Below are 12,047 nucleotides of genomic sequence, written 5' to 3' on the forward strand. Positions count from 1 at the left end.
GGACACAATGCAGAAGACCGCCGACACCATTCTCGACATCAAGGGGCTGCGGACCGTCTTCCGCATCCGCTCGGGCGAGGTGACGGCGGTCAACGGCATCGATCTGAGCGTGGCTGCCGGCGAGACGCTGGCGCTCGTCGGCGAGTCCGGCTCGGGCAAATCGGTCACCAGCCTTTCGGTCATGCGGCTGCTGACCCGCAATATCGGTGCGATCGCGGCCGGCAGCATCGATCTGAAGCGCAAGGATGGTACCGTCAGCAACCTTGTCTCGCTCCCCGAGCAGGAAATGCGCGCCATTCGCGGCAATGATATCGGCATGGTCTTCCAGGAGCCGATGTCGAGCCTCAACCCGGTCTACACCATCGGCGACCAGATCTCGGAGCCGATCCGCATTCATCGCCGAGCGAACCGGAAGGCCGCCATGGATGCGGCCGTCGCGCTTCTCGACAGCGTCGGCATTCCCGATGCCAGGCGCCGTGCCGGTCAATATCCGCACGAATTATCCGGCGGCATGCGCCAGCGCGCCACGATCGCCATGGCCCTTGCCTGCGACCCGACGCTGCTGATCGCCGACGAGCCGACGACGGCGCTCGACGTCACCATCCAGGCGCAGGTTCTGGCCCTGCTGCAGAGGCTGCAGCGTGAACGCGGCATGGCCATGCTCTTCGTCACCCATAATCTCGGCGTCGTCGCCGAAATCGCGCATCGGGTGGCGGTCATGTATGCCGGCCGGATCGTCGAGACGGGGCCTGTGGCCGAGGTTTTCCGCAATCCGCGACATCCCTATACGATCGGCCTGCTGGCCTCGATGCCGAAACTCGGTGATGCGAGCCGGATGAAGCAGGCGGGCGAAAGGCTGGCGGCCATTCCGGGCGTCGTGCCGAGCCTGATGAACATGCCGGCCGGCTGCGCTTTCCAGCCGCGCTGTCAATTTGCCGTCGACGCCTGTCGCGCGGCCGTGCCGCCGCTGGCCGATGTCAATCCGCGGCACAAGAGCCGCTGCATTCGCTGGCAGGAGATCAGATGAGCGAGCCCTTTCTCTCGGTCCGCGACCTCGGAAAAGATTATACGTCCCGCGGCGCCAGGCTGACGATCCTGCGGGCCATTTCCTTCGATATCGGCAAGGGCGAGGTGGTCGGGCTGGTCGGCGAATCCGGCAGCGGCAAGACCACGATCGGACGATCGGTGCTGCGCCTCATCGAACCCTCCGCCGGCAGCGTCCGCTTCGACGGCGCCGAACTCACCAGCCTGTCTTCATCGGCAATGCGGCGCCTGCGGCCGCGGATGCAATATATTTTTCAGGACCCGTTCGCGAGCCTTTCGCCGCGTATGACGATCGGCGAAATTCTGACCGAGGGACTGAAGATCCAGGGCCTTGGCACGGCAAAAGAGAGACTGGAACGCGCCCGCGCCGCGCTCGAACAGGTCGATCTTCCCATGGACGCCGTCAATCGTTACGCTCACGAGTTCTCGGGCGGCCAGCGGCAGCGGATCGGCATCGCCCGGGCGCTGACGCTCGCGCCGGAATTCATCGTCGCCGACGAGCCGGTCTCCGCACTCGATGTCTCGATCCAGGCGCAGGTGATCAATCTTCTGCGTGACCTGCAGCAGCGACTTGGCCTGACCATGCTGTTCATCAGTCACGATCTCGCCGTGGTCGAATATATCTGCGACCGGGTGATCGTCCTCTATCTCGGCCGGATCATGGAAATCGCGCCAAGCGCTGCGCTTTATGCCAGGCCGCTGCATCCCTACACCCGAGCGCTGCTCTCGGCGATCCCCTCGCCCGATCCCGATGCGCCGCGCGACCGCCAGATCCTGAAGGGCGATATTCCGAGCCCGGCCGATCCGCCGAGCGGTTGCGTCTTTCGCACGCGCTGTCCGAAGGCGCTATCGGCCTGCGGCGAGACCGTGCCGGCGCTGCGCGAAATGAAGCCGGGGCATTTCAAGGCCTGCATCCGCGATGACCTCGACTGAAGGAAGTGAGATGAGCATGACAACCCGCCGCCATCCTATCGAGGGCAACTGGGCAAGCCTGCTCCTGCCGATCGCTGAGGACGACAGCATCGATTTCGAAAAGCTCGGCGAGGAAATCGACATACTGATCGCCGCCAAGGTCGACGGCATCTATTCGAATGGCACGGCGGGTGAATTTCACAACCAGACGGAAGCGGAGTACGAGCGAATTCAGGAGATGCTGGCGTCGCGTTGCCGGGCCGCTGCAATGCCCTTCGTTATCGGCGCCTGCCAGCCCGATCCGATCATCATGCTCGATCGCCTGCGCCGCGCCAGTGCACATAAGCCATTGGCAATCCAGGTGATCCTGCCCGACTGGTGGCCGCTCACCAATCTCGAAGCCGTCGACTTCCTGCACCGGGCGTCGGAGGCCGCCGACGGGATCCCGCTCGTCCTATACAATCCGCCGCATGCGAAACGTGTCCTGTCGCCAGCCGAGCTCAGCGACGTTTGCGGCCCCTGCCCGTCGGTGGTCGGGATGAAGATCGCCGATGGCGACGATGCCTGGTATGCACAGGCGCGCACATATCTCAGCGAATTTTCCCTGTTCATTCCCGGCCATCATCTCGCCACCGGCATCAAACGCGGCGTTGCTGCCGGCGCCTTTTCCAACGTCGCCTGTCTCAGTCCCCATGGTGCCCAAGCCTGGACAGAGCTGATGCACGCCGACATCGACGCCGCGTTGGAGATCCAAGGCCGCATCCGCGCCTTTATGGACAGCCACGTCGTCCCGTTTCGACGTGACCACGGTTATTCCAATGCAGCGCTCGACAAATTGCTCGCGGCGATCGGCAACTGGGGTCCCGTCAGCACCAGGCTGCGTTGGCCTTACCGCTTTATCGGCGAGCAGGAAGCGAAAGGTCTGCGCGATCGGGCCCGCGCGATGATCCCGGAACTTTTCGCTCAGTAGAGAGAGCGGCCTGGCCCGATCAAGGTGAAGTGCTTCCACAAAACCGAGCCTTGCGTCGGCCTTTCGCGACAGGCATCATGAAGGGATGCGGGCGATCACCTTGATCTCGAAATCGAAGCCTGCCAGCCAATTCACGCCGATCGCGGTCCAGTTCGGATAGGGCGGCTTGCTGAAAATCTTCTGCTTGGCGGCCATGATCACTTCGAACTGGTTTTCGGGGTCGGTGTGGAACGTCGTCACATCAACCAGATCCTCAAACGTGCAACCCGCGGCGTCCAGCGTCGCCTTCAGGTTTTCGAACGCCAGCTCGACCTGGCGTTCGAAGTCGGGCTCCGGCGTGCCATCGGAACGGCTGCCGACCTGACCGGAGACGAACAGAAGATCGCCGGATCGGATGGCGGCGGAATAGCCGTGTTGCTCGTAAAGCGCATGCCGGTTTGCGGGAAAGATTGCTTCGCGTCGGGTCATTGTCGATCTCGCTTCAATATCGTTGACTGGAAACCAAGGGGCGCGGCCGTGACCTACAGGAGCTTCCCATATTGCCGCCTCAGCTGATATACGGTGCGTATCTGAATACACCGCATACGCTGAGCATGTCAAATTCATATACGAAGCGTATGTGAAAATGGAGTCGAAATGGTCAAACGCCGTGTCGAGACGATGGAGGAAAATCGTCGGAAGCTGATCGCCGCCGCGCGAAAGGCCTTTGCCGAGAAGGGATATGCGGCCGCCTCGATGGACGAGCTGACAGCCGAAGTCGGGCTGACGCGGGGCGCGCTTTACCACAACTTCGGAGACAAGCGCGGGCTGCTGGCCGCGGTTGTCGACCAGATCGACATGGAGATGGCCTCGCGCGCCCAGGAAATCGGCGCGCATGCGGGTGATGGTTGGCAGGGCCTGCTTGCCGAAGGTGCAGCCTATATCGAGATGGCGCTCGATCCGGAGGTCCAGCGCATCGTGCTGCTCGACGGGCCTGCCGTATTGGGCGATCCGTCGCAATGGCCGAGCCAGAGCAGCTGTCTTCAGGCAACCCGGCAGACAGTGGAGCGCCTGATTGCACAGGGGGTGCTCAAGCCCGTCGACGCGGAAGCAGCCGCCCGGCTGCTCAACGGCGCGGCGCTCAATGCCGCGCTCTGGATCGCCGCCAGCGACGAGCCGCAGGATGTGCTGCCGAAAGCTATCGAGGCCTTCGACGCTTTGGCTGCAGGCCTTCTCAAGACGTCGGCGTAAGCGCCATATACGCGCAGCGTGTCAGTGACCCGGGATCGCCCTGGTGGCCTGGGCCTTGCCCATCCAGCGTCGGGATGGGCACCGGTCTTCCCACCCCATCGCAACACCGTCCAGGCTTCAGCTCAGCTGGGCAAGGATATCGTCGACGACGCTCGGGATCGTTCCGGTTGTGTCGATACCGATCCCGGCGGGAAAGTGTTTGCTGCTCCTATGGTGGCGCAGAACCACCGCACGCTCGTCCGGCGCGAAACCCGGCTCATCTGGCCGCCCGTCCAATCGTCTGTTCAACGTCTCGACATCTATGTCGAGCACAAAAACCTTGTCGAACACGTCCAGGAACTTATGGAAATTGCGGGAGCCGCCACAGAAGAACGTGGCAGGATGAGTGGTGTCAGCCGTGATCGCCCGGACCTTTTCAACAGGCCAGATCCAGTGCGCGTAATTCCAAACGACGCGGTCCACACCTTGCGGCGGCCCTTCGAGCGCCACGCCGGTCTCGGGGTCCCCAACATAGGCCAGGACCCGATCACCATGGACGACATGAAAACCACGCCGCTCCAGCTCAGTAGCGACAGACGTTTTTCCGGTGCCGGAGCTGCCTTCGATCAAGTAGTTCTTGATGCCCATAAGCGACGCTTACCATGGTCGGCAATCCGCTGAGAAGATACTTCGCAGGCGTATACACTCAACCAATGGCAGTTTCGGGACTTTGCAGGCCTAGAGCTCTTTGTTTTGATGCATGTCGTGGTCCCGGAACCGCTGCACACCTCCGGGCGACATGCATTAGTAGCTCCCGAAAACCAGAAGAAGCGCGCCGACCGCGATAATCGCAAGCGCCGGCCAATTCCGCGCTAATCCGAGGAACCTCAGGCCTTGGCGCCGCGGCTCCAACGTCGCGCCGCCTTGCGGCATCAGGTGAGGATCACTCGGTCTTCGACGGAGCGTCGGCCGTAGGAGAAAAAGAAGGCCGCCGATTATGAGAGCGGCACCGATCAGAACTGCCCACATCGTCGCCTCCGCTAGGAATGGGACCTAGAGCCTTTCCTGGTTAGATTGAATCATTCTGTTGGCTCAAACGGAGTCGGATGGTCGACCGGCCGGCGCGTGTCGTAGCCCAGTTCTACGGCCAAGCCGGCCGGTCGATCAGCCGGCCCGTTTCAGCCAACCCGCAGGGCCGGGCACCTTTCCGCCAGGATCAGAGGCGATCGGCTCGGACGTACCAAGGGGTATGCCCATCGCCAATCGCCTCTGCCCTGACGAAAACCTGCTCCGGCAGAATGCTTCAATCTAACCAGGAAAGGCTCTAGCTTAAACCAGACCGGGTCGTGATTGTTCCGTTGCTCCAGCCGCTTATTCAGAGGCGCGCCGTACCGATGGTGCGACCTCGGTGCCGAGCAGTTCGATCGAGCGGCGCATGGCTTCGGTTTCGAGCGCCGCGGTGCTCATTTGGAACGTCACTCGGGAAACGCCCCCCAATGCCGCGCTCGCTTCCAGTGTCTTGGTGACGACGGTCTCAGGACTGCCGATCAGAAAGGCGCCGCGAGGGCCGCACATCGCCTCGAACTGGGCGCGCGATGGCGGCAGCCAGCCCCGTTCCCGGCCGGTCTGAGACATCATCTGCTGCCAGCCGGGAAAGAAGGCATCCCTCGCGGCTTCATCCGTATCGCCGACGAAGCCCATTGCATGGACGCCGATCCTCTCTTCTGCCGGCGGATGGCCGGCTGCCGCCCAGGCGTGCCGATAGAGATCGACGAGAGGCCGGAAACGTTCGAAATGGCCGCCGATGATGGCGACCATCAGCGGCAAGCCGAGTGTGCCGGCGCGGGCGAAGGATTCGGGCGTCCCGCCGACGCCGAGCCAGACGGGCAGCCGGTCCTGATGCGGACGCGGATAGACCCCTTCGCCATTGAGCGGCGCGCGGAAGCGGCCCTGCCATTTGATATGCGCCGCCTCGTTGAGCTTGAGCAGGAGGTCGAGCTTTTCAACGAACAATGCGTCATAGTCCCTGAGGTCGTAGCCGAAGAGCGGATAGGCATCGATGAAGGAGCCGCGGCCGACCACCAGTTCGGCCCGTCCGCGGGAGATGAGATCGAGGGTGGCAAATTCCTGGAAGAGGCGCACCGGATCGGCGGCACTGATGACGGCGACGGCGCTTGTCAGCCTGATCCTCTTGGTCCGCGCGGCCGCTGCCGCCAGGATGACCGCAGGGGCCGAATCGAGCGCATTCTCGCGGTGATGTTCACCCATGCCGAAGACGTCGAGGCCGACGGTGTCGGCCAGTTCCACTTCGGAAAGCACACTCTCCATGCGGTCGGCGGCCGACTGCGGGCGTCCCGTTTTCGGGTCGGTCGCAAGCATCGCAAAACTGTCGATACCGATTTCCACTGCTCGGTCCTTCCAGGTCAGGTTGTTCGGATCTGCGTGTCCCGGATTCAATAGGCGCTGCCGGTGCGCTGCGGTTCAGGCCAGCCGAGCGACTGGCCGAACTGCGTCGTGTGGCATCCGGCGGCGGAGAGGGAAACAAGCAGGAGGATGGCGAAGCGAAACATTGGAACCTCGAAAAACGGTAACGACGGCAGCGGCGGAGCGGTCGGCGCCGGGTCAGCGGATTGCGTCAAGAATGGTTATGAAGGCGCGGCGGTGCAGCCAGGCGACGCTGCCGGTGATCAGAAGCAGAAGGACCGCCGGCACCGGACTGCCGCCGATGACGAAAAGATGGGTCAAAATGGCGAAGACCATCGTGACGGCAAGCAGCAGGGCGCCGAAGGCAGCCGTCGCCGGAATCAGCAAGGCAACCGCGCCGGTGACCTCCACAGCCCCCGTCAGGATGCGGAACCACTGGCCGGCGCCGATCTGGTCGAAAATCGCCACCATCATCGGGACGCCCGCGAGCTTGGCGCTGCCGGCAGCGAGAAATGCCGCCGCGGCGAGAGCGCGCAGGCTCCAGGAGACGATCTTTGCGGATTTGTTCCGATCTGCCGATGACGCCGATGTGGAATGCATTTGGCACCTTTCCTATGTTCCGCCCGCTCTGTGGTTTGGGGAGCGCAGCTCACGGGGCGCTTCGATGCCATGATCCATTCCATCCGAAAAGCCGGTATTTTCCGAGACAATCTATCGGATAATTTGATACATCTAGATCTTTCCATCACCAGGCCCGCCGCAGAGGCGGGCGTTGTCGATATCTGCGGAGGTTTGCCGTGTTGGACGGTCTATCGCTCGATCAGCTCAGAACATTCATCAGCGCCGCGGACGAAGGCAGCTTTTCCGCAGCCGCGCGCAGGCTCGGGCGCGCCCAGTCGGCGGTCAGCGAGCTGGTTCGCGGCCTCGAGATCCAGCTCGGGGTCACCCTCTTTGACCGCAGCGGCCGCTATCCCAGGCTGACGGCAGCCGGCAACAGGCTGCTTGCGACCGCCCGCGAGGTCGTCGCCAAGGTCGATACCTTCAAATCGCAGGCAAAAGGCATGGCCGCGGGCCTCGAGCCGGAGCTGTCCGTCGCCATCGACGTGTTTTTCCCCATTCATGTCATCGCGGAGGCCGCCAAGGATTTCCGGCGGCAATTTCCCGACGTGCCGCTGCGGCTGTTCGTGGAGGCGCTCGGCGGCACCGTTCAGCCCGTTCTCGATCAACGGGCCGCTTTCGCCATTGTGGGATCCTTGCCTGCCATGCCGGCCGGCATTCTCACCGAGCCTCTTGCCGGCGTGACGTTCCTGGTCGTTGCGGCGGCGGATCATCCGCTGGCGGCGATCGGAGGGACGATCTCCAGAGCCGAACTGGCACAACATGTGCAGCTGGTGCTGACCGATCGAACCGAGCTGTCGAAAGGGCGTGAGTTCGGCGTGATGTCGCCGCAGACCTGGCGACTGGCCGACCTCTTCGCCAAGCACACGTTCCTGCTCAATGGACTGGGTTGGGGCGGCATGCCCGAGCACGCGGTCAGGGCGGACATCGCGGCCGGCCGGCTGGTCGAACTGACGGTCGAGGATATACCGGCCGGCGGACTGAGCCTGCCGATGTCGGCAGCCTATCGCTCCGATGGTCCCCCGGGACCCGCTGGCCGCTGGCTGATCGAGCGGCTGAAGAGTTGTTCAGGCGGCCGGGCAAACTAATGCATGTCGCCCGGAAGTGTGCAGCGGTTCCGGGATAACGACATGCATCAAAATAAGGGGCTAAAGCGCGTCGCATGAATCATATTTGACGCGACGCGCTTTAGCGCGTGTTACACGGGTGTGTTTTATGACGCGATAAAATCAGGTCGGTGAAGCGTTATGTCCGCCGGCTGTTCTTTGAATGAGGCGGGCAACCACCTCGGTACGGTTCTGCGCCTGCAGCTTGCGCATGATGTGCTGCAAATGCATCTTCACCGTATGCCCCGACAAATTCAGTTTTCCTGCAATCACCTTATTTGAACAGCCGGATTGCAGCTCTGCGAGGATCTCCGCTTCCCGGGGCGTGAAGCCGGCAATCGCGAAATATTGCGTCCTATCATCCAAGCTTTTTTCGGCCGCATTTCTGGCCGGACTGCGCTCGTTCGCGCCGATAACAGCGCCCAACAGCTGCGGGAAAAATGTGCCTCCTGCCAGAACGAGACGAAGGCCGGCAAGCGCAATGTCAACGGGAAGCGAAGTCGAGAAAAAGCCGCGGATGCCCATCTTGAGCGCCTGCCGGGCGATGATGGCGTCATCCGAACCTGAGAGCAACGTGATAGGAGCATCGGGAAAACGTGCAGCAATCGCCGCGAGATCAGCACGCAGGCTGGCGCTCTCGACAGCTCTGCCAGCCAGATCCAGTGCAATCAAACGCACCTCAGCTCCAAGCGCCCGATCGAGACTCTCGGTCGAGACCAAATCGATGAGGTTCCATCCGGCGAGTTCGCGCTCCAGCAACTTCACCACGGTGGTGCGCGCCAAGGTTGAATTCCCAATGATGATCGCAGTTAGTGTATTGCGCCCCACACGGCGCCTGGTTCCAGAACTGTCGGACATTGCGGGCTCCCCGGAATATTTGCAACCCAACAGCTAATCATATTAATCTCGTTCTCACTACATGTCATGATAAAAAGCGAGTGTATTACCGATACCAATAGTCCATTCTCTCCTGATAATTCTTATAGTCTATAAGATTTTTGCGAGAGATAACCGTTTCTGCAAAAGCACATTTCATGCCGGCATGCTGGTTCGACTTGTCGTCGCGGACTTCCAGCCTTCGTGCAATTCACGTACGGCAAGCAGGTCGAAAAAGCTTTCAAGGGGCTGAAAAGGCAACGGATTTGCGACAGACCCATTTGGCAAAGCGCTGACGGATAGAACGCGTTGCCGACCGGCGCGGCTTTGTTTCCATATCGTACATCAAAGCAGCCGCGGGCTCGGCAGCCAAACGACAAACGCGAAAGGCAACAAAAGCCTGAGATCGGTGCCTGCCCGTTATGATTACTGAATAACGCGGCCCTATCGGTGCATTTAATACCAGTTTGGGTCGTGTTCGCTCAGGCTCCCAGTGTGCCGGCAGCGCCAGATGCCGGGCAGACCTCGCAGTCTCGGCGGCCGAAATCGGCGACGATGCGATGAGGCCATGGTGGAATGTTCGCCATCTCGGTAAGCGCGGCGTCATGTCGGCGCAAGCGACGAAAGCCGGGAGGAACGAGTAATGCAAGTGGGAGCTTACCGACAGATTAACTGTGCATGAAGCTCAGAATGTCGTCGACGAGAGCCGAATGGGCGTCCGTGAGGTTACCCTCTCCACCGTGACCGCCGATGCCGGCCAGCTGAAGCGCATGCTGATCATAGAGGACATGATCGATCTGTTGAGCGTCCGCCGACCCGCCGGCGGGAACGGCGATGTTGATGGGATGGAAATAGCCGAAATTGACGTCGACCATGCTGCCGGTCGACGATCCGACCCCGCCACCGCCGCCGGCATGGTTGCCGGTAAAAATCGTGTCCGACGACAGATTGAAGCCACCGCCATTGCCGCCGATGCCGGCGATCTGCACGGTGCCCTGATCGAAAATCACATTGTTTGCCTGATGGGCCTCCGCCGAGCCGCCCGCGGCGCCGATGGCGATGTTGATCGGCGAGAAGATGGCGATACTCACGTCGACCATGCTGCCGACGAAATATCCGTCGCCGCCGTGGCCGGCATAATTGTCGCCGGTGAAAGTGAGCGACGTTCCCGGGCTCATCGACGGGCCGTGGCTTGCGACGTTATGGTTTCCGCCCGAGCCGCCCATGCCGCCGATCTGGGTTGCCCCCTGCAGGAACAGTGCGTTGTTCGATTGCTCGGCGTGCGCCATTGCGCCGGGGCCGGCAGCCACGGCGGTATTCACGGGGGCAAACAGCGCGACTTCGGTGCTGACGAGCCCGCCATAGAAAAGGCCGGTGCCGCCGCTGCCGGCATGATTGGCGTCACCGCCGCCGATGGCAACATTGCCGCTTCCGCCATTCCCGCCTATCCCCGCCATTTCGGTGGGATGCTGATTGATGAACGCGTCATTGCCCTGAACGGCGTCGGCACCCGAATGGGCCCCCGCAATAGCAGCATTGGATGGCATGAAGACGGCCAGTGCATTGCTGCTGATCACACCTTCACTTATTCCGTCACCGCCGCTGCCGGCTGAATTGGAGCTCGGACCGGAAGCGACATCCAATGGAAGCCAGGTCGGCACCAGCGCCAGATGCCCCGCAGCCCCATTGAAGGCGAGGTTTTGATCGGCGCCCGCTTTGGGCAAGTCTTCCGATAAGGGACGAATTTCCGTCATCACCGTCTCCGTTCCGCGACCAACCGCGTCCGCCGAGCGTGCGGCGTATGCAGCCTCGATTGTTGAGGCATTGTGCCTCTGAACGGAAGAAAAGCGGAGCCTGCAATTCGTCTACGCCTGGTCGGCTAGCCCTGTAGCCATTTGGGCGTCATCGCCGCGTGAAGGAAGCTCGCCTTGGGACAAGCGGTGCTGCGTCCTGCCCCCTTTTCCTGCGGCGGGACATGAGAGTTTTGAGCACCGAACAGGATCCCCTCCGCCAAGCGCAGCCTGATCTGGCGCCGGAATAAAGCCGGTTCGCAAGGCGCCGTTGCTTGTGACCAGGCCATCCGGCGCCGGATCACAAAGGACTAATCCGAAACAACGCACCGTCACCTCCAAGTATACGCCCGAAAGAACATCGCCGAATATCTAGATAGTTTGCAGTTTAAATCGTGGCAACATTCGGCTGCGATTGTATTGGCTGGGGCGACGAACTGAATACCCACGCCGTAAGGGGACGCCGTACAAGGAACTCGGACGAAACGAAGTAGAAGGAGTGATATCAATGCCTATTCCACAAATATCCGACACGATTCATCTCAACAACCCGGATGCCGGTGACGCGTATGCCGGCAACGGCGGTGAGGGCCACAATGATGGAAACATCAACTACAACCCGGTTGCATATGTAGAGCCCGTGCAAACGGTCTCCGGGGCAACGACCGATCTGCACAACGGCGATCACGTCTGGCAGAAAGCAGATTGGGACGCCGGCAATGGCGGACCCGGTGGCTTTGCCCAGGCCCAGAACGGCTTCCTGGCGAAGATCTCGAACAGCGGCGCCGGCGGCGCGGGGGGAGATACTCAGTCCAACGGCGATCAAGGAAACGAGAGCGGCGGCAACACGGCTTCAGTGGCGGCGGCGACGACCGCGACACAGCATACGCAGCTGATGGCCGATCAGCATGCCACCATCCTCGCGGGCGTCGGCGGCAACGGCGGCAACGGAAACATGGCCCGTGGCGGCGATATATCGTCGGCTTTGGTTCACACCGATCCCGAAACGACGACGGTGCACAATTCTTTCGATCACTTCATAAACGCCTTTGGCGATATCGACCTCAGCCATCTCGGCTCATGAATATGGGGCGCGCG

General features: G+C 61.8%; 13 protein-coding genes. 6 read left to right on the forward strand and 7 right to left on the reverse strand.

What is annotated here, in order from left to right:
- Window positions 1–7 precede the first annotated feature (7 nt).
- From CO655_RS11625 to CO655_RS11635, 3 genes are read left to right on the forward strand one after another with little or no spacing between them, the layout of a single operon-like run.
- Entirely contained in the window at window positions 8–1,027 is a 1,020-nt protein-coding gene (locus CO655_RS11625) for an ABC transporter ATP-binding protein (RefSeq protein ID WP_097664756.1), read from the forward strand.
- Complete coding sequence (locus tag CO655_RS11630) at window positions 1,024–1,977, forward strand: ABC transporter ATP-binding protein (RefSeq protein ID WP_097664758.1); 954 nt, start codon at window positions 1,024–1,026, stop codon at window positions 1,975–1,977. Before CO655_RS11625 ends, CO655_RS11630 begins: the two co-directional genes overlap by 4 nt.
- A 10-nt stretch (window positions 1,978–1,987) precedes the next feature.
- On the forward strand, window positions 1,988–2,926 hold the full coding sequence (locus CO655_RS11635) for a dihydrodipicolinate synthase family protein (protein ID WP_097664759.1): 939 nt from the start codon (window positions 1,988–1,990) through the stop codon (window positions 2,924–2,926).
- Between the two features lie 75 nt (window positions 2,927–3,001).
- Here CO655_RS11635 and CO655_RS11640 read toward each other — a convergent pair whose 3' ends face one another.
- On the reverse strand, window positions 3,002–3,394 hold the full coding sequence (locus CO655_RS11640) for a RidA family protein (RefSeq protein ID WP_097605682.1): 393 nt from the start codon (window positions 3,392–3,394) through the stop codon (window positions 3,002–3,004).
- A gap of 168 nt (window positions 3,395–3,562) precedes the next feature.
- On the opposite strand from CO655_RS11640, the gene CO655_RS11645 reads away from it, so the two are divergent.
- Window positions 3,563–4,156, forward strand: coding sequence for a TetR/AcrR family transcriptional regulator (locus CO655_RS11645; protein ID WP_097664760.1), 594 nt, complete (start codon window positions 3,563–3,565; stop codon window positions 4,154–4,156).
- A 117-nt stretch (window positions 4,157–4,273) separates the two neighbouring features.
- Here CO655_RS11645 and CO655_RS11650 read toward each other — a convergent pair whose 3' ends face one another.
- The 4 genes from CO655_RS11650 to CO655_RS11675 form a co-directional block, all read right to left on the reverse strand.
- Window positions 4,274–4,783, reverse strand: coding sequence for a hypothetical protein (locus tag CO655_RS11650; RefSeq protein ID WP_010035542.1), 510 nt, complete (start codon window positions 4,781–4,783; stop codon window positions 4,274–4,276).
- A 156-nt stretch (window positions 4,784–4,939) separates the two neighbouring features.
- The gene (locus CO655_RS34300) at window positions 4,940–5,164 is read right to left on the reverse strand and encodes a hypothetical protein (RefSeq protein WP_010035544.1); all 225 of its coding nucleotides are present in this window, start codon (window positions 5,162–5,164) and stop codon (window positions 4,940–4,942) included.
- A 342-nt stretch (window positions 5,165–5,506) separates the two neighbouring features.
- Window positions 5,507–6,541: an LLM class flavin-dependent oxidoreductase gene (locus CO655_RS11670; protein WP_010035546.1), complete on the reverse strand. Its 1,035-nt coding sequence runs from the start codon at window positions 6,539–6,541 to the stop codon at window positions 5,507–5,509.
- A 216-nt stretch (window positions 6,542–6,757) separates the two neighbouring features.
- On the reverse strand, window positions 6,758–7,159 hold the full coding sequence (locus tag CO655_RS11675) for a DoxX family protein (RefSeq protein ID WP_097664761.1): 402 nt from the start codon (window positions 7,157–7,159) through the stop codon (window positions 6,758–6,760).
- Window positions 7,160–7,356: 197 nt separating this feature from the next.
- Here CO655_RS11675 and CO655_RS11680 point away from each other — a divergent pair, with 197 nt between their 5' ends.
- Window positions 7,357–8,265 carry a LysR family transcriptional regulator gene (locus tag CO655_RS11680; RefSeq protein ID WP_097664762.1) on the forward strand — a complete coding sequence of 303 codons (909 nt, stop codon included), beginning with the start codon at window positions 7,357–7,359 and terminating at the stop codon, window positions 8,263–8,265.
- Between the two features lie 141 nt (window positions 8,266–8,406).
- Here the strand turns inward: CO655_RS11680 and CO655_RS11685 are convergent, their stop codons facing one another.
- Both CO655_RS11685 and CO655_RS11695 read right to left on the reverse strand, forming a co-directional pair.
- Window positions 8,407–9,141: a response regulator transcription factor gene (locus CO655_RS11685; protein WP_097605687.1), complete on the reverse strand. Its 735-nt coding sequence runs from the start codon at window positions 9,139–9,141 to the stop codon at window positions 8,407–8,409.
- Window positions 9,142–9,827: 686 nt separating this feature from the next.
- Window positions 9,828–10,913, reverse strand: coding sequence for a hypothetical protein (locus tag CO655_RS11695; RefSeq protein ID WP_097605688.1), 1,086 nt, complete (start codon window positions 10,911–10,913; stop codon window positions 9,828–9,830).
- A gap of 544 nt (window positions 10,914–11,457) precedes the next feature.
- Between CO655_RS11695 and CO655_RS11700 the strand changes: the two genes are divergently transcribed.
- Complete coding sequence (locus CO655_RS11700) at window positions 11,458–12,033, forward strand: PE-PGRS family protein (RefSeq protein ID WP_097605689.1); 576 nt, start codon at window positions 11,458–11,460, stop codon at window positions 12,031–12,033.
- The last annotated feature ends 14 nt before the right edge of the window (window positions 12,034–12,047 follow it).

It is taken from the genome of Rhizobium sp. M1 (assembly GCF_002531805.1).
In the GTDB taxonomy this organism is placed as follows: domain Bacteria; phylum Pseudomonadota; class Alphaproteobacteria; order Rhizobiales; family Rhizobiaceae; genus Rhizobium; species Rhizobium etli_C.

Excerpts from the sequence above, each read along its gene's own strand:
- CO655_RS11625 (WP_097664756.1), top strand. The coding sequence starts at position 8 with ATGCAGAAGACCGCCGACACCATTCTCGACATCAAGGGGCTGCGGACC.
- CO655_RS11630 (WP_097664758.1), top strand. The coding sequence starts at position 1,024 with ATGAGCGAGCCCTTTCTCTCGGTCCGCGACCTCGGAAAAGATTATACG.
- CO655_RS11635 (WP_097664759.1), top strand. The coding sequence starts at position 1,988 with ATGAGCATGACAACCCGCCGCCATCCTATCGAGGGCAACTGGGCAAGC.
- CO655_RS11640 (WP_097605682.1), bottom strand. The coding sequence starts at position 3,394 with ATGACCCGACGCGAAGCAATCTTTCCCGCAAACCGGCATGCGCTTTAC.
- CO655_RS11645 (WP_097664760.1), top strand. The coding sequence starts at position 3,563 with ATGGTCAAACGCCGTGTCGAGACGATGGAGGAAAATCGTCGGAAGCTG.
- CO655_RS11650 (WP_010035542.1), bottom strand. The coding sequence starts at position 4,783 with ATGGGCATCAAGAACTACTTGATCGAAGGCAGCTCCGGCACCGGAAAA.
- CO655_RS34300 (WP_010035544.1), bottom strand. The coding sequence starts at position 5,164 with ATGTGGGCAGTTCTGATCGGTGCCGCTCTCATAATCGGCGGCCTTCTT.
- CO655_RS11675 (WP_097664761.1), bottom strand. The coding sequence starts at position 7,159 with ATGCATTCCACATCGGCGTCATCGGCAGATCGGAACAAATCCGCAAAG.
- CO655_RS11685 (WP_097605687.1), bottom strand. The coding sequence starts at position 9,141 with ATGTCCGACAGTTCTGGAACCAGGCGCCGTGTGGGGCGCAATACACTA.
- CO655_RS11695 (WP_097605688.1), bottom strand. The coding sequence starts at position 10,913 with ATGACGGAAATTCGTCCCTTATCGGAAGACTTGCCCAAAGCGGGCGCC.
- CO655_RS11700 (WP_097605689.1), top strand. The coding sequence starts at position 11,458 with ATGCCTATTCCACAAATATCCGACACGATTCATCTCAACAACCCGGAT.